Below are 21,056 nucleotides of genomic sequence, written 5' to 3'. Positions count from 1 at the left end.
CACTTGTCAAGGTACCCTATGCGAGCCGACGCCAGAAAAAATTACAGCCATCTCCTTACCGTCGCGCGTGAGGTCGTCACCGAGCAGGGCGCCGATGCGTCCATGCGCGAGATCGCCCGCCGGGCCGACGTCGGGCTGGCCACACTGCTCCGGCATTTCCCGACGCGCGAAGCCTTGTTCGAAGCGTTGCTGCGCACGAATCTGGATGCTCTGACGCAAAAGGCAGGCGAAGTTGAGACGTCGAAGCCACCTGACGAGGCGCTCGTGTCCTGGTTTCACGCCGGGGTGGCGTTCGTTGATAGCTACAGCGGCGTAGTCGCCTTGATGGCCAGCGCCCACGCAGACCCGGAGTCCGCGCTTTACGCGCCATGCATCGCGGTGCGCTCGGCGGGCGCGCGACTGCTGCGCCGTGCCCAGGCCGAGGGAACGGCGCGCGCTGATATGGATGCGGACGACCTGTTCGCCCTGATGTCGGCGCTCGGCTGGCTCGTCGCCCAGCCCGGATTCGCGCCGCGGCGGGATCATCTCTTTCATCTTATTACGAGCGCCATCCTGACAAATCAGCCGGGCAACGCCATTAACAAGGCAACGTAGCAGAGCGCAACGCATGGCTGTTCGCATTGCGTGAAATTGTCCGTTGGCTGGGCGTGGCGGACTATTGTGGCGCGTCAGTCTGATAGCCTGCCACGCCACCCCGCCATGGGTCGTCAGCCGATGAGGATGGCGCCGGCGGCGATCACCGCGCACGCCAGCATCTTGCGCACCGTCAGCGCCTCGCCCAGGAAAAAATACCCCATCGCCGCCGCGAACAGGATGCTGGTTTCGCGCAATGCCGATACCGCCCCCATCGGAGCGCCCGCCATGGCGTAAATGACGATGCCATAGGCCAGCAGAGACACCAGCCCGCCGATAAAAGCCGTGATGAACCCGGGCCGGGGGGTCAATAAACTTGTTACGCCGCGCAGGCCGATGTATACCGCCGGCATCAAGATGCCCCACAAGGCGCACATCCATGCCGTGTATGCCATCGGCGCGCCGGACAAGCGCACGCCGATGCCGTCCGTTACGCTGTAAGCGGCAATGAAACATCCGGTTCCCAGGGCATACGACAGGTTTGCCGGCGCCAGCCGGCGCCCGGTGAAGGTCAGGGAAATAATACCGCCCGATATCAGGACAATGCCGAGCAGAGCGCCCATTCCTATCCGCTCGCCGTCGAACACCGATGCCGCGACGGTGATTAACAGGGGCGAGGAGCCGCGTGAAACCGGATAGGTTTGCCCGAGGTCTCCGGCCTGATAGCTCCTGACGAGAAACAGGTTATAACCCACATGCAGCCCCGCCGAAAGCAGGGCATACATCCAGCTGGCTTTGGCTGGGGGCGCCAGGCACAAGGCGATGGCGGCGCTGGCAATCGCTACCGCCAGGCACATGACCGTCATCGACCACAACCTGTCGGCTCCGCCGCGCAAAAGCGTATTCCAGCCGGCATGCAAGAGCGCGGCGCACAGTATCAGTAAAATAATATGAAAGGGCATGCGCCATAGTAAGCAGCCCCGCTCTTTGATGAAAGCAAAGTCTCCTCATTGCTGCATGAGGAAATCCTCATGCATTGCCATCAGAGATAGCCTTGTTGGGCCTGGGCTGATTGCGCCATGAGCCAGTGGCGAAAGCTGACGATATGAGGCTGCGATTCGACAGCTTTTGGACAGACAAAATAATAAGCGACCGGCGAAGGGAACGGTATGTCGAACAGCCGGACCAGGCTGCCGTCGCGTAGTTCAGTTTCGACATGTCCGCTGCGGGCCAGGGCGATACCCTGGCCCAGCAGCGCCGCCTGGACCGTCATATTCGTGTCGGCGAACCTGACGCTTTCCCTGAGCGCGGAAACGCCGACCCCCGCCTGTTGCAGCCACAGCGCCCATTTCGGCACCAGATCCGCGCCGTCTCTTGTCAGCAGCGGGTAGCGCAATAATTCGGCAGGCTCATGGGGCGCGCCAAAACGGTGCAAGAGATCGGGACTGGCAACCGGAAAGATCTGCTCCCTGAACATGAATTCCGAGTACAGGCCTGGATAATTGCCGGTGCCGAAACGGATGGCCACGTCCGACTCGGCGCTGGAAAAATTGATGGCTTTGTCCGTGGTTTCCAGCGTGACCAGAATTTCCGGATGCCGCTGGGACAAATCCGGCAATCTTGGCAGCAGCCATTTCAGGGCGAAGGAGTAGGTGGTACTAAGCCTGAGCCGGACCCTGCCCTTTTGCTCTCTCAGATCGCTGAGCGTCGCCTCCAGGTGCATAAAGAATTCACGCACGATGGGCGCCAGCGCTGCGCCTGCAGGCGTCAGGCTCAATGATTTGCCACGTTGAAATAGCGACAAGCCCCAGATCTCTTCGAGATGTTTAAGCTGATGGCTTACCGCGCTTTGGGTAATATGCAATTCGTCCGCAGCGGCGGTGAACGTTGCATGCCGCGTCGCCACCTCAAAGGCGCGCAGCGTGGCGGTGGGAGGCAGATCCCTCATCATGTTGTTTCCTCGGTGAACACGCGCCATAGCGGCTTACATGAATAGAGGCTCATGATAATACATTTATGCCCCGGCTGAAAAAATAGATACCGGGGTCTTGCGGTTCTGTTAAGACGTTGGCAGGAACGGGACGTTCAGGCGCCGCCCGTACGCTGCCAAGTCCCCGAAAATTTTTATGCCCACAGCATTTGTATTTGATTTCCGTGCCCATCATGCGGCATGCTTTTTTTTAACATTCGCAAAACGCATTATATCTATGACCCTATTTTGCTTCCCTCGACGCTGGTTCGCATGACCGCTTTTGCCTTTAGCGTAGTGCTGTTTGCCGCTGTGTTGCACGCCACCTGGAATGCCGTGGTCAAAGGCGGCGCCGATAAACTACTAACGACCATACTGGTCACCGCGTGCGCCGCGCTGATCGCCGCCCTGGCGCTGCCGTTTTTGCCCGCCCCCGCCAAGGAAAGCTGGCCTTTTATCGGCGCGTCGGCCCTGCTGCAAGTTCTGTATTTTTGCCTGGTGGCGAGAACCTATCGCATCGCCGATATGAGTCAGACCTATCCTTTAATGCGCGGCAGCGCCCCGCTTATCGTCGCGGCCATGGGCGCGCTATTTTTTGGCGTGCTATTAACGCCGACCGCCTGGCTGGGAATTGCCATAATTTGCGCAGGCATAATAAGCATGGCCATATTTGCGCACGGGCAAGACAAAAAAGGGGGGTTGTTGGCGTTGCTCAATGCCGCTGTTATCGCCGGTTACACCCTTATTGACGGGCAAGGCGTGCGGTTATCCCGCGCCCCCGCCGCATATACGTTGTTGATTTTCCTGTTTACCGGCGTGCCCCTGCTTGCCTGGGCCATGTGCAGGCGACGCGCTGCGGTAAAAGGCTATTTCGCCGCCAATTGGCATCTGGGCATGGCGGGCGGATTTGGCACCGTCGCCTCCTATGGGCTGGCGCTGTGGGCCATGACGGTTGCGCCGGTCGCCGTGGTTGCCGCGCTGCGGGAAACCTCGATATTATTTGGTCTTATTCTCTCGGGCCTGGTCCTGCGCGAACACATAAGTCCATCACGGGTCGTGGCGGCCTGCATCATAGCGATAGGCGCGGGAGTGTTGCGGTTGGCTTAAAATCCCGGCGCTAAAATTTCCCCCAGCCGTTAAGCAATTAATCTGGTTTACATCGCGTAGTACCGAAGGCGATCGCCAGCGCCGGCATTAGAAAGAGACAGCGACGAAAGGCCGTGCCGCAATGCCGTGATGACCACTACAGATTCATTGTTCCCTTATCGTAATCCATCTGGGCTTGCAGAACCTGGGCTGAATGAGTAACCGTCCAGTCAAATAATGCCCGAAACGGCACCTCCAGCGTGCGCCCCAGCGGCGTGACGCTGTACTCCACCGCGACCTGGGAAGCAGGAATAACCCGGCGGGCAAGGATGCCGCTGCGCTCGAGGCGCCTTAGGCTAAGGGTCAGTGATTTTTGGGAAATGCCGTCCAGGCAACGCCTGATTTCATTGAAGCGCAAGGGCTTATGGCACAGCGCCGCCAGGATCAGCACCGACCATTTATCCGTGATCTGATCCAGCAGTAAACGGCTTGAACCGCCGGCTCCCCCCGCCTCTATGGCCGGCTCGTCTTGAGCCGCCGTTTGCCCAGCCTGATTCAACATGCGGTTTCCTCTGGGATACCTGATGACATATTAGTGCCTAATTGACACCTAGTATACGTCATATACCATATAGATTCATAACCCACAAGGAGTTACCCATGTCATCTTTATATCCTGAGCAAACCGCCGATACGCTCGCCGTGGTCGAGGCGTTGTACCGGTTCGCCGCGGGCATCGATCTGCGCGATACCGACCTGCTCGCCTCAGCGCTGGCGGAAGATGCGGTGTCCGATTTCCGGCCCGCCGCGGCAAAAGCCGGATTTGAATACCCGGTGCTGGAAGGCCGGGACACTATTGTCACGGCCCTGTCGAACGCACTCAGCCAGCTCGACACGACACATTCCGTGAGCAATCCGCGGGTCTGCATTAACGGCGATAAGGCGCATCTGGAGGCGTTGGTGGAGGCGCAGCACGTAGCGCGCAATGATAACTCGCGCCACTATCTGATGAAAAACCGCTATAACGTCGAGCTGGTAAGGCGTGACCAGGTATGGCTTATTCAGCGCAACACGGTCGACAACGTCTGGCGGACGGGGGATCCAACGGTGCTCGCGGGTGCTTAGGATCCCTTAACGTCCCGCGGCGCGCAGGAAGCCCGTCACCATCTGCGTGAATTCTTCGGGGCGTTCCAGCATCGCCAGGTGTCCGCTGTCCAGTTCAGCATAGCGGGCGCCGGCTATTTGCGCGGCCAGCGCCCGCCCGTGGGCGGGCGGCACCATATAGTCATGAGTGCAGCCTATGACCAGCGCGGGTTGGGTAATGCGCCCGACCCGATCGCTTACGACCAGAACCAGGTCCAGTTCCACCTGGCGCCCAGTTACTTTCCCCGTCACCACCGGTGCCATGTACCAATACCAGACCAGGACCCTCGCCATCAACCCGATAGGACACTGTCGTACCCTCGATTTTAACCATTGGCATGATATACACTCTCGCCGTAATCAAAGGAGGCTTTAGGCTAAACTCTGACCGTGCTGTCAAGGTCAAGAGAAAATTCAGGGGTAGCCTGGACGGCTTGCCGTGGTGGAGCGTTGCCGGACGTCATAAAAGCCCTGTTACGTTTTATAAGAACGCGCGCGATCGGTGCGCATTCAAAATATTCTCTTACGTCTTAATAAGAACGCGATCGATCAGTCCCCACTCAAGCGCTTCCTCCGCCGTCATAAAACGGTCGCGATCGAGCGTGCGCTCAACCTCTTCATAGCTGTGCCCGCAATGCTCGGCATATAATCGCGTAATCCGGCGTTTCGTTTGCCGCATTTCTTCGGCGTGAATAAAGATGTCCGAGGCCTGTCCCTGATAACCGCCCAACGGCTGATGCACGTGCAAACTGGCGTTGGGCAGCGCCACCCGCTGGCCGGGCGCGCCCGCCATCAACAGAAATGATCCCATCGAGCGCGCGGTTCCCATGCAAAGGGTATAGACCGGCGCCTGAATAAACTGCATGGTGTCATATATGGCGAAACCGCTGGTAACGACGCCGCCGGGCGAATTGATATACAGATGGATGGGCTTTTCCGGATTCTCGGCTTCCAGGAAAAGAAGCTGCGCGCAGACCAATGCCGACATCGTATCGTCGACTTCACCATTGAGGAAGATAATGCGTTCGCGCAACAGCCGTGAATAAATATCGAAAGATCGTTCACCCCGGCTGGATTGCTCGACCACCATCGGGATGAGTTGCAGCGCTTCGCGCATGGGCGACTCCTTATGGTTATGGCAAAAATACGCTGTGGCCCGCCAGGCGGATCAGGCGGCAAGCATCAGAGAAGACGTGTCGTCGTTGGCCGCAGGGGGCACCGGGCTGCCCAGCCGCGCATCTGCCAGCCGGTGGATAATAGTCAGAATGGTCCCGCCCGCGTCATTCGGCCTGATATGCAACGTGACATGGCTTGCAAGGAAAGGCGGTTCTGCTTCCCGCAGGCGGTAACGTATTTCGCCTTCCCGGGTTGATGAGAGGGGTGCGCATTGCCCCAGGGCCACGCCGGGTAGCCATTTCTCACGCAGCGCGGGAATACTGATGGCCCGCCAGACCTTTTCCGCAGGCGCATCAAGTTCATATTCGAATCGCAGCTCGTTGACGCGATCCCCGGTTTTAGGGTTTGTCATTGATCCATATCCTTCAGCAAAACCTTCAAATCATCCACCCGCGCGGGCCAGTAGGCCCGATACTTCGCCAGCCAGCGGGCGATAAGCGCCAAACCCTGCGGATTAATGTCGTAGTTGACAAAACGGCCCCGCCGCTCTTCGCGCACCAGACCGGCGTTGCGCAGTACCGCCAGGTGCTGCGACATGGCGGATTGGCTAATTTCGATGCCCACGCGCAGCGCGCTGGCGTTCATACTGCCGTCCGCCAGTTTTTCGAAGATGGCGCGTCGCGTCGGATCGGCTAACGCCTTAAAGATGTCGTTTTCTATCATAGCAAACACATTAGCACTTACTTATGTGTCGTGCAAGCTTCCACGCTATTTAAGCGCCCTGAACGCGTGATGGTGCGCGAAAAAGCATGGCGCTATACTGTTTATGTCGCACCGGTTCAAGGCGGTCTGTGACAAACCGGCCCGATATGGCGATAATACGGCAAAGCACCCTTGGGGAAAGGCAACGGCATGACGACAGCGCAGGATGACAATCTGCTGGGAAACTATCTCAGGTATCGCCGCACCAGGCTCGACGCGGCAAGCCTGGGCTATTCCATGACCCGCAGGCGTACGCCCGGCCTGCGCCGCGAGGAGGTGGCGCTGCTCGCCAACGTCAGTACCACATGGTATACCTGGCTTGAGCAGGGCCGCGGCGGCGCGCCGTCGGCCGACGTGCTCGACCGCCTCGCCCGCGCGCTTGCCCTGACGGATGTCGAGCGCGAGCATTTATTCCTGCTGGCCCAGAACCGGCCGCCGGAGGTGGCTTATGCCAAGCGCCGCGGCGTGACGCCGCAGTTGCAACGTATGCTTGACTCGCTGGAATATTGTCCCGCGTATGTCAAAACCGCCGAATGGGACATTATTGCCTGGAATCGCGCCGCCACGGTGGTGCTGGCCAATTATCCGGCGCTGCCCGAATCCCGGCGCAATATTTTGCGCATCATTTTCTGCGACCCCGGCATCAGGACAAAAATACCCAATTGGGAAAGCGTGGCGCGTTTCGTGGTCACCACCTTTCGCACCGAAACGGCCAGGACCGGCGTAGGCGCGCATGCCAGGGCGCTGGTAGAGGAATTAAGCCTGGCCAGCCCAGAGTTCGCGGCCCTGTGGCGTGACCATGACGTCGGCATTTATGGCGAGGGAACCAAGTACATCCGGCATTCGACCCTGGGACTGATCACGCTCGAATATTCGGCGTTCTCCGTCGACGGCAAGCCGGATCTGGGCCTGGTTATCTATAATCCGGCAACGCCCGGCGATCGGGCCGGCATCCGGGCGCTGTTGGCGGCAACCCAGGCGCCTGCGCCGCTACCGCCGGCGATGCCGGAGTAGACGCCCAGGCCAGGGCGGCGGCGCATTGGCCCCCTGCTACGCTTTTAGCCCCAGGCTTTGCTTGAGGGATTTAAGGTAGCGCCGGCTGACCGGCACCGTCTGGCCGTTGCTCAGTACAATCTCCGCCTGGCCGGAGTCTTCCAGGCGAATTTCGCGCAAATGCGCCAGATTGACCAGGAACTGCCGGTGACACCGCACCAGCGGGGTACGGCTTTCCAGCAGTTTCAGCGTCAGCTCGGTGAAACATTCCCCGCCCTCGGTACCTGTGACATACACCCCGCTCAGCCTGGAGTTGGCGAACAGCACGTCCTCGGTTTTCAAGAGATAGATGCGGCTGTGGCCGGTGCAGGGAATGTATTTCAGGGCGCTTTCCTGAACCGCCAGCAGGCCGATATCCTGCTCCGGGCGTTCATTGTGCAGACGGCCAAGCGTCTTGGCCAGGCGCCGCGACTCGATAGGTTTTAGCAGATAATCAAAGGCGTGTTCCTCGAACGCGCGGACGGCGTACTCATCAAAGGCGGTCAGGAAGACGATATACGGCATGCAGGCCGGATCGATCATGCCGACCATTTCCAGCCCGCTGATGCGCGGCATCTGGATATCCAGAAAGATGACGTCCGGATGCAGCCGGTGCACCGCCCCTATCGCTTCCAGGGCATTGGCGCTCTCGCCGACGATGGCAATTTGCGGATCCTGCTGGAGCAGGCAGCGCAGGTTTTCCCGCGCCAGCGGTTCGTCATCGACAATCAGCACGCTCAGCATGGGACCTCTTCCTCCAGCGGCAGGCTCAGGATAATACGGGTAAACAGCTCGGGACGGGATTCGACGCTGATGCCGTACTCCTCGCCATAGCGCACCCGTACGCGCTTATCCACCAGATTCATGCCAAGCCCGGTATTGCCGGCGACCAACCGATACAGACCGGCATTGTCCTCGATGCACAACAGCAGGCGGTGGTCATGCTGCCGCGCGCTCAGGGTCACGATGCCCTGACCCAGCAGTTGCGAGGTGCCGTGCTTAATGGCGTTTTCCACCAGGGGCTGCAGGGAGAAGGCCGGCAGATGCATGCCGAGCAATGCCTCGGGCAGATCAAAGCGGATTTGCAGACGGTCCTGAAAACGCGCCTTTTCAATTTGCAGGTAGGCATTGACATGCTCGATTTCGTCGGCGAGCGTGACCACCTCCTCCGAGCGTTTCAGATTCTTGCGAAAAAACGTCGAGAGATTCTGCACCAGTTGGCTGGCCTGATCGCTGTCGCGGCGGATCACCGCCACCAGCGTATTCAGGGCGTTAAATAAAAAATGCGGATTGACCTGGGCATGCAGCAGCTTGATTTCCGACTGCGTCAGCAACAGTTTATGCCGTTCGTACTGCCCGGCCAGGATCTGCGCGGACAGCAGGCTGGCGATGCCTTCGCCCAGGGTACGGTTGATGGAGCTGAACAGCCGGTTTTTGGCCTCGTACAGTTTGATTGTGCCAATCACCTCACCGTTTTCGCCTTGCAGCGGGATGACCAGCGCCGACCCCAGCTTGCAGTGACGTTGTAACGAACACTGGTACGGCGTCTCGTTGCCGTCGGCATAGAACACTTCATTATTATCAATGGCCCGGCGCGAATGCGCGGAGGAAATCGGCGTGCCGGGTACGTGGTGATCGTCGCCGATGCCGATAAACGCCAGCAGCTTTTCCCGGTCGGTAATGGCGACGGCGCCGATATCCAGCTCCTGGTAGATGACCTCCGCCACCTTCATGCTGTTTTCCTGGTTAAATCCCTGGCGCAGAAAACCTTCGGTACAAACGGCGATTTTCAGCGCGCGGGCGGAAAAGGCCGAGGTATATTTCTCGAACATCGCCCGCCGGTCCAGCAGGATGCGCATAAACATCGCCGCCCCGACGCTGTTGGTGACGATCATCGGCAAGGCGATGCTCCTGACCAGCCGCAGCGCCTCTTCATAAGGACGGGCCACCGCCAGGATAATCATCATCTGCAGCATTTCCGCCAGCAGCGTGACGCCGGCGGCGGTAAACGGATTAAACAGGCGATCGATACGCCCGCGCCTGATCAGCAGCCGGTGCGCCAGACCGCCGAGCAGGCCTTCCACCACCGTGGAAATCATGCAGCTGACGGCAGTCATGCCGCCCAGGGAATAACGGTGCAGACCCCCGGTCAAACCGACCAGCACGCCGACCACCGGCCCGCCCAGCAGGCCGCCCAGCACCGCGCCGATGGCGCGGGTATTGGCGATGGAATCCTGAATATGCAGGCCGAAATAGGTGCCCATAATGCAAAACATGGAAAACATGACATAGCACAAGAGCTTATGGGGCAGTCGGACGGTAACTTGCATCAGCGGGATAAACAGCGGCGTTTTACTCAGCAGGTACGCAATAACCAAATAGACGCACATCTGCTGTAACAACAGTAAAACCAAATTGAACTCATGCATAAACAACGGCTCGTAAAATAACGCCCGTCATGCGCGGCGCGCGCGGGACTCAGTGGCGCTAACTTACCGAAAAACGCCGGCGTTGTCTTTGATGGTACTCACTAATTTGTATGCTGATTACATTAAAAGCGCTGTAAACGGCGGCGGTAGGTTTTGACCCCGCCGCCGCCGTTCTGTTACGCAGGCGCTAAGGCGTAAGCCCGGCCGGCGGCAATACCGTACGCGCGGCTATCAGTCCTTAGGATCAGAACCCTTCCAGCACTAACTTGCCCCGGGATTTGCCGCTTTCCAGCAGCGCGTGCGCTTTGCGCAGATTGGCGGCGTTGATGGCGCCGAAATGCTGGGCGAACGTGGTCTGGAGCACGCCCTGGTCGATAAGCGCGGCAATGCGTTCAAGCAGGTGGTGCTGGTTAATCATATCCGCAGTTTCAAACCGGGAACGGGTGAACATCAATTCCCAGTGCAGGGACAGGGACTTGGCCTTAAGCGGCAATGCGTCGAGCGCGGCCGGATCGTCAATCAGGGCCAGGCGTCCCTGTGGCGCCAGAGCCTCGATCAGCTGCGGATAATAGCTGTCGGTATGCGTCAGGCTCGCCACGTGGGTGACATTGGCGATACCCAACTGCGTTAACTGATCCAGCAGGGGACGGGAATGATCGATCACATGGTGCGCGCCCAGTTTCAGCACCCAGTCGCGGGTTTCCTGACGCGAGGCGGTGCCGACCACCGTCATTCGGGTCAGCCTTCGCGCCAGTTGGGTGAGTATCGACCCCACCCCGCCGCCGGCGCCGATAATCAGCAGCACGTCGCCTTCGCCGCCGTTTTCGGCCACGCCCAGCCGGTCAAACAACAATTCCCAGGCGGTGACCGAGGTCAGCGGCAGCGCGGCGGCATGGGCGAAGTCCAGCGAGGCTGGTTTGTGCCCGGCGATGCGCTCATCCACCAGGTGAAATTCGCTGTTGCAGCCCGGCCGTGTAATGGAACCGGCATAAAAAACCTCATCGCCGGGTTTAAACAGCGTGACGTCCGCGCCCACCGCCTCGACAACGCCGGCGACATCCCAGCCCAGCACGCGCGGTGCGCTGACCTCCGCTTTGGCGCGCACCTTGGTGTCGACCGGATTGACGGAAATCGCCTTGACCGCCACCAGCAAATCGCGCGCTCCCGGTGTCGGTTTGGGCAGGTCGATATCCACCAGCGCCTGGGGATCTTCAATAGGCAGTCCATGCCGGGTATAGGCAATCGCTTTCATCAGTTTTTCTCCCGTAGATCGTCTTAATAAAATGCGGCCCGGGCCATCTGGCGTTCAAGCGTGGCGCAACGCCGGCGCCGGGCGCAATGCGGATTCATCAACATTCTGAAAGTCTAGACTTTTTTTTTACCGCCACCTACCCATAAAATGCACTAACACCTACTCTGTAGAAGTGTAAATCAGCGGCGGCGGAAAGCGCATGGCTATTCTGACGCATCATGTTGTATATTTGATGCACTGTGTTTATTTGCCGCCGCGGCGGCCTTCAGGCGGGAAAAGCGGTGAGTTATCAACCAGGCCCAATAGAACACTCTTACCTCGGTTCCAGCGTATACGCCAATCTGCGCCAGGCATTGATTACCGGCCAGCTGAAACCTAACGATCGATTACGCATCCGCGAACTGGCGGCGCAGGTCGGCACCAGCGTAACCCCGGTCAGGGACGCGGTATTGCAGTTGGCCAAAGAACAGGCGCTGGAGATGCGCACGCCCAAAGACATTCGCGTGCCGTCCCTTAACCAAGAACAATACCTGGAGCTGAAAACCCTGCGCCTGGAGCTGGAAGGCATGGGCGCGCAGCGCGCGGCCATGCGCGTCACCCCCGCCGCCGTCCAGCTGTTGACCGTCAATATCCGGCGCAATATTCGCGCCATTACCGAAGAGGATTGGGTGTCCGCGCTCAGGCTTAACAGCGAATTTCATTTACTGGTGGCGCAAAGCGCCATGATGCCGGTGCTGAGCAGCTTTATCGACCGGTTGTGGATGCGCACCGGGCCGCTGATTGCCCAAGCCTACGCCCAGCTCACCCAACAGATGACCATCGGCCATCACCAGACGCTGCTGGCCGCGTTGCGCCAGCGGGACGGTGACGCGGCCGCCAACGCCATGCGCCAGGATATCCTGGACAGCGATGCGATGCTGGCCCGATTTACCGCCGCCAGCCAGACGGCGCCGCCGGGGTAAACCGGTAAACCCGCTCCCGGTCAGACGTGCTGCCCGCCGTTAACCGGAATTTCCGCGCCGTTGACATAGGCGGCGCCGTTGGTGGAAAGAAAATAAATCAGCGAGGCCACTTCCTCCGGCCGGCCCAGGCGCTGCAAGGGTACCTGCCGTTCGATAATATCCTGGGTGCCGGGTGAGAGGATGGCGGTATCGATTTCCCCCGGCGCAATGGCATTGACGCGGATGCCGAAACGGCCGAAATCATAGGCCATTTCGCGGGTCAGCGCGGACAGCGCCGCCTTGGAGGTGGCATAGGCGACGCCGGCGAAAGGATGCACCCGGGTGCCGGCAATGGAGGTCACGTTGATGATCCCGCCCTGGGCCTGCCGCAGCTCCGCAAACAGGCCGTTGGCCAGCAGCGCGGTGGAGAACAGGTTGACATTGAACACCCGCATCCAGGTGGCGTAATCGGTTTCGCGCACCCCCAGCCTGCCGCCGTCGGCGGCCTTGGGCGAGATGCCGGCGTTATTGACCAGCGCGTCCAGCCGCCCGCCCAGTTTTTCTTTGATAAGCGGCAGCGCGGACTCGACGCCGGCGATATCTTCCAGATCCAGATGGATGTGATTGAGCATTTTTTCGGCCCAGGGACATTCTTCCACCCAGCTTTGGCGCGAGGCGGTAAAAATCCGCCAGCCGGCCGCATGGAAATGCTTGACGGTGGCATGGCCGATCCCGCGGCTGGCGCCGGTCAGCAATAAGGTTTTCTGCTCCAAGGCGTTCACTCCCCTGTGATGCGTGATGCAACAAAATCTACCTGAAAACCCTTGCCGGGGCATCCGCTTTTTTCCGCTTGGCGCCGCCCCCCTAATCACCGTTGCGCCATCTTATCTCCCGCGCCCTTCCGATCCGCGGATGCGTGCGGAACGGCGGCGGAGCATTTCCATCACCAATAATAATATCAGCGAGGCGCCCACCATCAGCGAGGCGGCGGCGGCAATGGTCGGATCCAGGTTTTCGCGGATGCCGGCGAACATTTGGATTGGCAGGGTACGCTGTCCGGGACTGGCCAGGAACAAAGTGACCACCACCTCGTCGAATGAGGCGGCAAAGGCAAACAAGGCGCCGGAAAACACCCCGGGGGCAATCAGCGGCAGCGTTACCCTGGCAAACACCAGCCACGGCGGCGCGCCAAGGCTGGCGGCGGCGCGGGACAGGTTGCGATCGTAGTTTTTCAGCACCGCGGTGACGGTGATGACCACAAAAGGCACGCCCAGCATGGCGTGCGCCAGCACCAGGCCGAGATAGCTGTTCAACAGCGATATGCGGGCGAAAAAGAAAAACAGGCCCACCGCCACGATCACCACCGGCGCTATCATCGGCGAGACGATAATCGCCATCACCAGGGTCTTGCCGCGGAACTCGCCGCGCACCAGGCCCACCGAGGCCAGGACGCCGAGAATGGTGGCCAGCAGCGTGGCCAGCGGCGCTATCAGCAAACTATTGCCCAGCGCCCCCAGCCACTCGCGGGAATGAAAAAACGCCTGATACCAGCGCAGTGAAAATCCGTTTAGCGGATAGCTGAGAAACGAGCCGGAGTTAAACGACAGCGGCACGATGATCAGCACCGGCACCACCAAAAACAGCAGTATCGCCGCGCCGTAAAAATTAAAGGCGGTATGCCACAACCGCATCAGGAACAGGCCTTCCTGTCTTATCATCATCATTCTCCCGGTTAATGCGCGGCCAGCTCCGCCTGCGTCCGGGTAACCCGGATGTAGACGATATAGAGCAGGATCACGATGATGAGCAATTGGCTGCCGAGAGCCGCCGCCATGCCCCAATTCATCGTGGTATTGGTGAAGAACGCCACAAAATAGCTCAGCATCTGGTCGCCGGGGCCACCGAGCAGCGCGGGCGTGATGTAATAACCGATGGCCATGATAAACACCAGCAGTCCCCCCGCCGCAATGCCGGCATAGGTTTGCGGCACATACACCCGCCAGAAGGCGGTAAAGGGATGCGCGCCCAGCGAAATGGCGGCGCGCATATAGTTAGGCGAGATGCCTTTCATCACGGCATACAGCGGCAGGACGATAAAGGGCAGCAAAATATGGGTCATGGCGATATACACGCCGACGCGGTTAAACACCAGCACCAGGGGCTTGTCGATAATGCCGGCATACAACAGGGCGCCGTTGATCAAGCCGCCCGATTGCAACAGCACAATCCAACTGGCGGTACGAACAATTAACGAAGTCCAGAAGGGCAGCAGCACCATGATCAGCAGCAGGTTGGCGCGGCCGGCCGGCTGTTTCGACAGCCAGTAAGCCAGCGGGTAGCCCAGCGCCAGGCAGATAAGCGTCACCACCGCCGCCATCAGCAGCGTACGCAGCAGCACCCCGATATACAGCGCCTGCCCCTCGGGCAAACGGGTTATCTCCCCGGTCTGGATATCCACCTTGCGATCAAACACCGCCAGGACATAATAACCGGTAAAAGGCCGGCTGGCCCGCTGCACCGAGCGCCAGACGGTAATATCGCCCCATTGCGGTAAGGCCTGGATCAGCGCGGCGCGGGTCATGCCCGGCGCGTCAGGCGCGGCGCGCAGCGTACGCATAATCAGCCCGCGGTAAGCGGGGCTTTCGTAGCTCAGGCGTTTTGCCACCGTGGCAATCTGCCCGTCGGCGCGCGCCCGGCGCAGATCGCTGACCAGCGCCTGGAAAACGGCCTCATCCGGCAGCGCGGTGCCGTCCCACCGGGACAGCGCCGCCGTCACGTTGGGCAGCCCGTCGCGAACCTCGGGGTTCGCCACGCTTTTTATCAGGATAGAGGCGATGGGCACCACAAAACTTATCAGGATAAACAGCAACAGCGGAGCCACCAGCAGCCAGGTGCGGCGCTTGTAAATCCTTTGCGACTGAGACAACTGCTGCTTCAGCGTGGCGGTATTTAACGTGCCGTCGTCGGCATCCCGCGCCGGCATGGCTCTACTTGATGTCATTGTTTCGTCTCCGGAATGCGTGGCGATCCCATGCCGCCAACCCTTACTGGGCGGCCCAGGCGTTAAAGCGCTGCTCAAGATCTTCGCCATGCTCGATCCAGAACTGCGTATCCACCGCCAGGGCATTGGCCAGGTTATCCGGCGACGTCGGCAGGTTGGCGGCAATCGCCGGCGCGATCAGGCCGATGGCGTTTTTATTGGTTGGCCCGTAGGGAATATTTTCCGCAAAGACCTTTTGGTTTTCCGGCTGGTTGGCGAAGGCGATAAACTGTTCCGCCAGGGCCTTATGCTTGGATCCTTTGACGATGGCCCAGCTGTCCAGATCGTAGAGGCTGTTGTCCCATACCATTTTGAAATCATGCCCTTCGGTGGCGGCGGCGGCCACACGGCCGTTATAGGCGGAGCTCATGACCACATCGCCGGAAACCAGCCACTGCAGCGGCTGCGCGCCGGATTCCCACCATTGAATATTCGATTTGATTTCATCAAGTTTGCGAAAGGCCCGGTCAACCCCCACCGGCGTCGCCAGCTGCGAATAGACATCCTCGCGCCTTACGCCATCCGCCAGCAGGGCGATTTCGAGGGTAAACTTGGCGCTCTTGCGCAGCGCGCGCTTGCCGGGGAAATCCTTCACATTCCAGAAGTCGGCCCAGCTGGTCGGCGCTTTTTTCAGTTTCTGCGCATCATAGGTCAGCACGGTGGACCACAGGAAAATACCGGCGCCGCACTCGGTGGCCGAACCCGGCACATACTCGCTTTTATCGCCCAGCTTGGACCAGTCCAGGGTTTCAAACAGGCCTTCGTCGCAGCCGCGACGCAGTTCCGGGCCTTCCACCTCCACCAGATCCCAGCCTACCTGGCCGGTTTCCACCATGGAGCGGATCTTGGCCATTTCGCCGTTGTATTCCCCAGCCTCGATGTCGCCTTTGCCCGATGCTTTAAACGGCTGGTAAAAGGCTTTTTCCTGCGCCACTTTGTTCTGGCCGCCGAAGGAAATCACGGTCAGTGTTTCCGCCTGGGCCTGGAAGGCCAGCCCGACCAGCAATGTGGATACCGCTAATTGTTTCAACATATCCTGTCCCCTAAAAAATGCGCCAACGAAAAGTTAAATGATGCATCATACATCAAGCATCTTTCGTGCCACTCTGGCATTTTTTCTTCAGGGAGTCCGCACGCGGTGAATACGGGGGTCTGGCGTGGAAGGGATTCCGGGTTGCACCCGGGTTATGCGTTAAAGCCGTGCAAAGTTGCAACAGGTTGCACCCTGGCGATGCAGCCGCGTTTGCTTCCCCGGCCTGTATCGGCGACAGGCCGGGAAAAGCGGATTATCACGCTGAGGCGATAGCCACGCACAGGTATTTCATTTCCAGGTATTCGTCGATGCCGAAGCGCGATCCTTCACGACCGAGCCCCGACTGCTTAACGCCGCCGAACGGCGCCACTTCATTGGAGATAAGGCCGGTGTTCACGCCTACCATGCCGTACTCCAGCGCTTCGGGCACGCGCCATTGCCGGGCGGCGTCGCGGGTAAACACATAGGCGGCAAGCCCGAATTCAGTGGCGTTGGCCAAAGCCACGGCCTCTTCTTCGTCGCTGAAGGGGAACAGCGGCGCCACGGGGCCAAAAGTCTCCTCGCGGGCAAAACGCATCTTGCCGGTGACGTCGCCTATCAGTGTCGGTTCAAAAAAGGTGCCGCCCAGGGCGTGGGGCTTACCGCCGGCCAGCAGCGTGGCGCCCTGGGACAACGCGTCGTCGATATGCGCGCGCACTTTGTCGACGGCATCCGCATCGATGAGCGGCCCCTGCGTGGTGCCTTCCGCCATGCCGTCGCCCACCTTAAGCCGCGCCACTTCGGCTACCAGCCGGGCGACCAGGGCGGGATAAATGCCCCGCTGCACATAGATACGGTTGGCGCAAACGCAGGTCTGGCCGCTGTTGCGGAATTTCGAGGCCATGATGCCGGCCACGGCGCTGTCCAGATCCGCGTCGTCAAACACGAGTACCGGCGCGTTGCCGCCCAGTTCCAGGGAAAGTTTTTTAATGGTTGGCGCGCATTGCGCCATCAGCAGACGCCCCACCTCGGTCGAGCCGGTGAAGCTCAGCTTGCGCACCACGGGACTGGCGCACAGCACCTGTCCCACATCGGCGGCGGGGCCGGTGACCACCTGCAAAACGCCGCGCGGAATACCCGCCTGTACCGCCAGCTCGGCCAGGGCCAGGGCGGTAAGCGGCGTTTGTTCCGCGGGTTTGACAATCATGGTGCAACCTGCCGCCAACGCCGGGGCCACTTTGCGCGTAATCATCGCCGCCGGAAAATTCCAGGGCGTGATCGCCGCGGTCACGCCGATGGGCTGCTTCAGCACCAGCAGCCGCTGCCGGGCCTGGGGCGACTGCAGCACGCTGCCCTCCACCCGTTTTCCCTCTTCGGCAAACCATTCGATAAAGCTGTTGGCATAGGCGATTTCGCCGCGCGCCTCGGCCAGCGATTTACCCTGTTCGGCGGTCAACAGCCGCGCCAAATCCTCCTGATGCGCGACAATCAACATAGCCCATTTTTGCAGCAGCACGGCGCGTTGTTTACCGGTCAGCGCCCGCCAGGACACCAGCGCCAGCGCTGCGGCATCGATGGCGCGCGCCGTTTGGGCGGCGCTCACCTGCGCCACCTCGGCCAGTATTTCCCCGGTCGCCGGATTGGTGACGGCTTCGCGCGCGCCGCTGTCGCCGTCGCACCATTCACCGTCGATCAACGCCTGGTGACGGAGCAATTGCGGGTTATTAAGCTGCATCATCTTTCTATCCTTACGTATTTATGACTTGAGCAACCGGCTCAGCAGGTCCAGCGCCGCGGTGAACTGATCATCGGGGATGGTGAGCGGGTACAGAAAACGAATCACATTGCCGTGCACGCCACAGGTCAACAGCAATAATCCCTGTGCCAGCGCCTGTTTTTGGATACTCTTGGCGTACTGCGCGTCAGGCTTGCCGGTAGCCGGGTCGGCAAATTCGACCGCCACCATGGACCCCAGCCCGCGCACGGCGGAAATGGACGGACACGTCTGCCGGGCCTGTTGCAGCACTTCCACCAAATGGCCGCCAAGGCGCTGGGCGCGCTGGCAAAGCTGTTCTTCATCAATTACATCAAGCACCGCCAGCGCGGACGCCACGGCCAGCGGGTTGCCGGCGTAGGTACCGCCCAGCCCGCCCGGCGCCGGAGCGTCCATCACCTCGGCGCGGCCGGCGACGGCGGAAATGGGGATGCCGCCGCCCAGGCTTTTCGCCATGGTAATCAGATCCACTTTCACCTGCGGGCAGTGATCCATGGCGAACAGCCTGCCGGTACGGGCAAAGCCGCTTTGCACTTCGTCGGCAATCAATAAAATGCCGTGCTGGTCGCACAGTTGGCGCAGGCCGACGATAAACTCGGGCGGCGCGACGTTAAAGCCGCCTTCCCCCTGCACAGGTTCGAACAAAATGGCCGCCACCTGATCAGGACTGATATCGGTATGGAACAGGCTGTCGATGCTGGCCAGGGCCTGGTCGACCGACACGCCGTGCAGCGCATTGGGATAAGCCGCATGGAAAACCTGTCCGGGCAGCGGCCCGAATCCCAGTTTATAGGGCGCGACTTTACCGGTCAGCGCCAGCGTCAGCAGCGTACGGCCATGGAACGCGCCGCCGAAAGTAATGACGCCGGGGCGTCGGGTATAGGCGCGGGCTATTTTCACCGCGTTTTCCACCGCTTCCGCGCCGGTGCTGAACAGCGTGGTTTTCGCCGGGCCGGCCACCGGCACCCGGGCGTTGAGCTTTTCAGCCAGTTCGACATAATTGCCGTAAGGCACTATCTGATAGGCGGTATGGGTAAACAGCTCCAACTGCCCTTTGATCGCCGCGACGATTTTCGGATGGCGATGGCCGGTGTTTAATACCGCGATGCCGGCGGCGAAGTCGGTATACTCGCGACCCTCGACGTCCCACAGCGTGGCGTTTTCCGCCCGCGCGGCATAAAAATCACACATTACGCCGACGCCGCGCGGCGTGGCGGCCAGACGACGTTGGTTCAGTTCGCTGTTGTTCATGGTGCTGCTTCTCCCAAAATGGTGCGGCTAAACGTGCGCTATTACAGATCCCAGCCTAACTCCCGATTCTATTTATCCGCTTTGTGGCTCTATAATCCAGTGCCAGTTTTAATTTTTTGCAGGTGCCAATTGCGTTCGTTATTAACCGATATGCTGCTGCAGCATCTCTCCGCCCGCACCGGGGGGCCGCTGCACCGGCGTTTATATGACTGTATCCGCCTGGCGATCCTCGACGGCGGTATTCGCGCGGGCAGCCGCCTGCCGCCGACGCGCGACCTGGCGAAAGAACTGGCGCTGTCGCGCAATACCGTCAGCGCCGCCTACGAACAGCTGCTGGCCGAGGGCTATATATTTACCCGCGCCGGCAGCGGCACCTTTGTGACCAATCATATGCCCGACGGGGCCATGGCGCCGGTGAACGAGCAGCAGCCCGTCTGCGAGCGCCCGGCCGGGGAAGAATTTTCGGCGCGCGGCGCTAATTTGCTGGCCCGGTCGGGCGCCTCGCCCCATCAATGGGGGGCGTTTATGCCGGGGGTGCCTGATGTGTCCGGCTTTCCGCACGGTCTGTGGCGCCGTATCCATTCCCGGCTTATCCGGCGCATCAAGCCCGATTACCTCACCTATTCGCGCATGGGCGGCAGCCCGGAACTGCAGCAGGCGCTGGTGGATTATCTGCGGGTGGCGCGTTCGGTGAACTGTAGCGCGCAGCAGATTATTATTACCGAGGGCACTCACCAGGCCGTCGATCTGCTGGCCAAAATGCTGTGCAATCCCGGCGATCGCGCCTGGATTGAGGAACCCAGCTACTGGGGCATGCGCAATGTGTTGACCATCAACGGCGTCGACGTACAGCCGGTGCCGGTGGATGATCAGGGTTTAAACCCGCCGGACACGGCCGTTGCGGCGTCGCCGCGGCTGATTTGCGTGACGCCGTCACATCAGTACCCCACCGGCGCGGTAATGAGCCTGCAGCGGCGCAAGCGCCTGCTGGCGCTGGCCCAGGAACATAACGCCTGGGTGATTGAGGATGATTACGATAGCGAGTTCCGTTTTTCGGGCAACCCTATTCCCGCGTTGCAAAGTCTGGCGCCGCAGGCGCCGGTTATCTATATCGGCACCTTCAGCAAGACGCTGTATCCGGGCCTGCGCATCAGCTATATGGTGCTGCCGCCGGCGCTGGCGCAGGAGATGCGCGTGGCCCACGCCGAACTGTATCGCGGCGGTCACTGGATAACGCAACTGGCCCTGGCGCAGTTTATCGCCGAGGGACATTACGCCTCCCATATCCGCCGCATGCGCCTGCTGTACGGTAAGCGCCGCGCCGTCCTGAGCCGCTTGATCCTTCAGCATCTGGGTGCGGACGCGCTGCGCGACGACAGCAATGCCGGCCTGCATCTGGTGATGTCGCTGCCGGACGATGTCGATGATGTCAAGCTGTCGCAGGCGGCGGGACGGCAAGGCGTTTATGTCAGACCCCTGTCGACCTATTACCTCGGCCCGTCGCGCAAAAAAGGATTATTGCTGGGATATGCCTGCGTGGATGAAGAGCGGATAGAAAGCGCCTTTATGACCCTGCTGGGCTGCATGGGACAACCGGCGCCCGTTGCGCCGCCGCGTTGATACGGCGCAGATAGTGGCGAAGCCGCCCGCGCGGCGCCTGAACGGTAAGTGTTGCA

At 60.3% G+C, this 21,056-nt stretch carries 22 protein-coding genes; 6 read left to right on the top strand and 16 right to left on the bottom strand.

Annotated elements, in window-relative coordinates:
- Window positions 1-18 precede the first annotated feature (18 nt).
- Entirely contained in the window at window positions 19-594 is a 576-nt protein-coding gene (locus tag ABUK12_RS03385) for a TetR/AcrR family transcriptional regulator (RefSeq protein ID WP_410014955.1), read from the top strand.
- Window positions 595-707: 113 nt separating this feature from the next.
- Here the strand turns inward: ABUK12_RS03385 and ABUK12_RS03380 are convergent, their stop codons facing one another.
- Together ABUK12_RS03380 and gcvA are read right to left on the bottom strand one after the other, a co-directional pair.
- Window positions 708-1,535: an EamA family transporter gene (locus ABUK12_RS03380; protein ID WP_410014954.1), complete on the bottom strand. Its 828-nt coding sequence runs from the start codon at window positions 1,533-1,535 to the stop codon at window positions 708-710.
- Between the two features lie 80 nt (window positions 1,536-1,615).
- Window positions 1,616-2,521 (bottom strand): transcriptional regulator GcvA, encoded by a 906-nt coding sequence (gcvA, locus tag ABUK12_RS03375; protein ID WP_410016821.1) that lies wholly within the window; start codon window positions 2,519-2,521, stop codon window positions 1,616-1,618.
- A gap of 294 nt (window positions 2,522-2,815) precedes the next feature.
- On the opposite strand from gcvA, the gene ABUK12_RS03370 reads away from it, so the two are divergent.
- The gene (locus ABUK12_RS03370; protein ID WP_410016820.1) at window positions 2,816-3,649 is read left to right on the top strand and encodes an EamA family transporter; all 834 of its coding nucleotides are present in this window, start codon (window positions 2,816-2,818) and stop codon (window positions 3,647-3,649) included.
- A gap of 136 nt (window positions 3,650-3,785) precedes the next feature.
- On the opposite strand, the gene ABUK12_RS03365 is transcribed toward ABUK12_RS03370, so the two are convergent.
- Window positions 3,786-4,190, bottom strand: a complete 405-nt coding sequence (locus ABUK12_RS03365; RefSeq protein ID WP_410014953.1) for a winged helix-turn-helix transcriptional regulator — start codon at window positions 4,188-4,190, stop codon at window positions 3,786-3,788.
- A gap of 98 nt (window positions 4,191-4,288) precedes the next feature.
- Between ABUK12_RS03365 and ABUK12_RS03360 the strand changes: the two genes are divergently transcribed.
- A complete protein-coding gene (locus tag ABUK12_RS03360; protein ID WP_410014952.1) occupies window positions 4,289-4,753 on the top strand; it encodes a nuclear transport factor 2 family protein in 465 nt (154 codons plus the stop codon).
- A 6-nt stretch (window positions 4,754-4,759) separates the two neighbouring features.
- Here ABUK12_RS03360 and ABUK12_RS03355 read toward each other — a convergent pair whose 3' ends face one another.
- From ABUK12_RS03355 to ABUK12_RS03340, 4 genes are all read right to left on the bottom strand, one after another.
- Window positions 4,760-5,035: an alpha/beta fold hydrolase gene (locus tag ABUK12_RS03355; protein ID WP_410014951.1), complete on the bottom strand. Its 276-nt coding sequence runs from the start codon at window positions 5,033-5,035 to the stop codon at window positions 4,760-4,762.
- 259 nt (window positions 5,036-5,294) lie between these two features.
- Window positions 5,295-5,888 carry an ATP-dependent Clp protease proteolytic subunit gene (locus ABUK12_RS03350; protein WP_410014950.1) on the bottom strand — a complete coding sequence of 198 codons (594 nt, stop codon included), beginning with the start codon at window positions 5,886-5,888 and terminating at the stop codon, window positions 5,295-5,297.
- Window positions 5,889-5,939: 51 nt separating this feature from the next.
- The gene (locus ABUK12_RS03345) at window positions 5,940-6,299 is read right to left on the bottom strand and encodes an SRPBCC domain-containing protein (RefSeq protein WP_410014949.1); all 360 of its coding nucleotides are present in this window, start codon (window positions 6,297-6,299) and stop codon (window positions 5,940-5,942) included.
- Window positions 6,296-6,610 carry an ArsR/SmtB family transcription factor gene (locus tag ABUK12_RS03340; protein ID WP_410014948.1) on the bottom strand — a complete coding sequence of 105 codons (315 nt, stop codon included), beginning with the start codon at window positions 6,608-6,610 and terminating at the stop codon, window positions 6,296-6,298. Before ABUK12_RS03340 ends, ABUK12_RS03345 begins: the two co-directional genes overlap by 4 nt.
- A 189-nt stretch (window positions 6,611-6,799) precedes the next feature.
- Here ABUK12_RS03340 and ABUK12_RS03335 point away from each other — a divergent pair, with 189 nt between their 5' ends.
- A complete protein-coding gene (locus tag ABUK12_RS03335; RefSeq protein WP_410014947.1) occupies window positions 6,800-7,663 on the top strand; it encodes a helix-turn-helix transcriptional regulator in 864 nt (287 codons plus the stop codon).
- Between the two features lie 36 nt (window positions 7,664-7,699).
- Here ABUK12_RS03335 and btsR read toward each other — a convergent pair whose 3' ends face one another.
- From btsR to ABUK12_RS03320, 3 genes are all read right to left on the bottom strand, one after another.
- Window positions 7,700-8,425, bottom strand: a complete 726-nt coding sequence (gene btsR, locus ABUK12_RS03330) for a two-component system response regulator BtsR (protein WP_410014946.1) — start codon at window positions 8,423-8,425, stop codon at window positions 7,700-7,702.
- Window positions 8,419-10,110 carry a LytS/YhcK type 5TM receptor domain-containing protein gene (locus ABUK12_RS03325; RefSeq protein ID WP_410014945.1) on the bottom strand — a complete coding sequence of 564 codons (1,692 nt, stop codon included), beginning with the start codon at window positions 10,108-10,110 and terminating at the stop codon, window positions 8,419-8,421. Before ABUK12_RS03325 ends, btsR begins: the two co-directional genes overlap by 7 nt.
- 244 nt (window positions 10,111-10,354) lie before the next feature.
- Window positions 10,355-11,362 carry a zinc-binding alcohol dehydrogenase family protein gene (locus tag ABUK12_RS03320; RefSeq protein WP_410014944.1) on the bottom strand — a complete coding sequence of 336 codons (1,008 nt, stop codon included), beginning with the start codon at window positions 11,360-11,362 and terminating at the stop codon, window positions 10,355-10,357.
- 281 nt (window positions 11,363-11,643) lie between these two features.
- Between ABUK12_RS03320 and ABUK12_RS03315 the strand changes: the two genes are divergently transcribed.
- Window positions 11,644-12,324 (top strand): GntR family transcriptional regulator, encoded by a 681-nt coding sequence (locus tag ABUK12_RS03315; protein ID WP_410014943.1) that lies wholly within the window; start codon window positions 11,644-11,646, stop codon window positions 12,322-12,324.
- Window positions 12,325-12,344: 20 nt separating this feature from the next.
- Here the strand turns inward: ABUK12_RS03315 and ABUK12_RS03310 are convergent, their stop codons facing one another.
- The 6 genes from ABUK12_RS03310 to ABUK12_RS03285 form a co-directional block, all read right to left on the bottom strand.
- Window positions 12,345-13,076: an SDR family NAD(P)-dependent oxidoreductase gene (locus ABUK12_RS03310; RefSeq protein ID WP_410014942.1), complete on the bottom strand. Its 732-nt coding sequence runs from the start codon at window positions 13,074-13,076 to the stop codon at window positions 12,345-12,347.
- Window positions 13,077-13,187: 111 nt separating this feature from the next.
- A complete protein-coding gene (locus tag ABUK12_RS03305) occupies window positions 13,188-14,027 on the bottom strand; it encodes an ABC transporter permease (protein WP_410014941.1) in 840 nt (279 codons plus the stop codon).
- An 8-nt stretch (window positions 14,028-14,035) separates the two neighbouring features.
- Window positions 14,036-15,304, bottom strand: coding sequence for an ABC transporter permease (locus tag ABUK12_RS03300; RefSeq protein ID WP_410014940.1), 1,269 nt, complete (start codon window positions 15,302-15,304; stop codon window positions 14,036-14,038).
- Window positions 15,305-15,347: 43 nt separating this feature from the next.
- Window positions 15,348-16,376 (bottom strand): ABC transporter substrate-binding protein, encoded by a 1,029-nt coding sequence (locus ABUK12_RS03295; RefSeq protein WP_410014939.1) that lies wholly within the window; start codon window positions 16,374-16,376, stop codon window positions 15,348-15,350.
- Between the two features lie 256 nt (window positions 16,377-16,632).
- Complete coding sequence (locus tag ABUK12_RS03290; RefSeq protein WP_410016819.1) at window positions 16,633-18,090, bottom strand: NAD-dependent succinate-semialdehyde dehydrogenase; 1,458 nt, start codon at window positions 18,088-18,090, stop codon at window positions 16,633-16,635.
- Window positions 18,091-18,111: 21 nt separating this feature from the next.
- Window positions 18,112-19,380, bottom strand: coding sequence for a 4-aminobutyrate--2-oxoglutarate transaminase (locus ABUK12_RS03285; protein WP_410014938.1), 1,269 nt, complete (start codon window positions 19,378-19,380; stop codon window positions 18,112-18,114).
- Between the two features lie 129 nt (window positions 19,381-19,509).
- Between ABUK12_RS03285 and ABUK12_RS03280 the strand changes: the two genes are divergently transcribed.
- On the top strand, window positions 19,510-21,000 hold the full coding sequence (locus ABUK12_RS03280; RefSeq protein WP_410014937.1) for a PLP-dependent aminotransferase family protein: 1,491 nt from the start codon (window positions 19,510-19,512) through the stop codon (window positions 20,998-21,000).
- The last annotated feature ends 56 nt before the right edge of the window (window positions 21,001-21,056 follow it).

It is taken from the genome of Sodalis sp. C49 (assembly GCF_046352915.1).
Classification (GTDB): domain Bacteria; phylum Pseudomonadota; class Gammaproteobacteria; order Enterobacterales; family Enterobacteriaceae; genus Acerihabitans.
The sequence above is the reverse complement of the archived record's forward strand: the minus strand, read 5'-3'. Positions and strand labels throughout refer to the sequence as shown.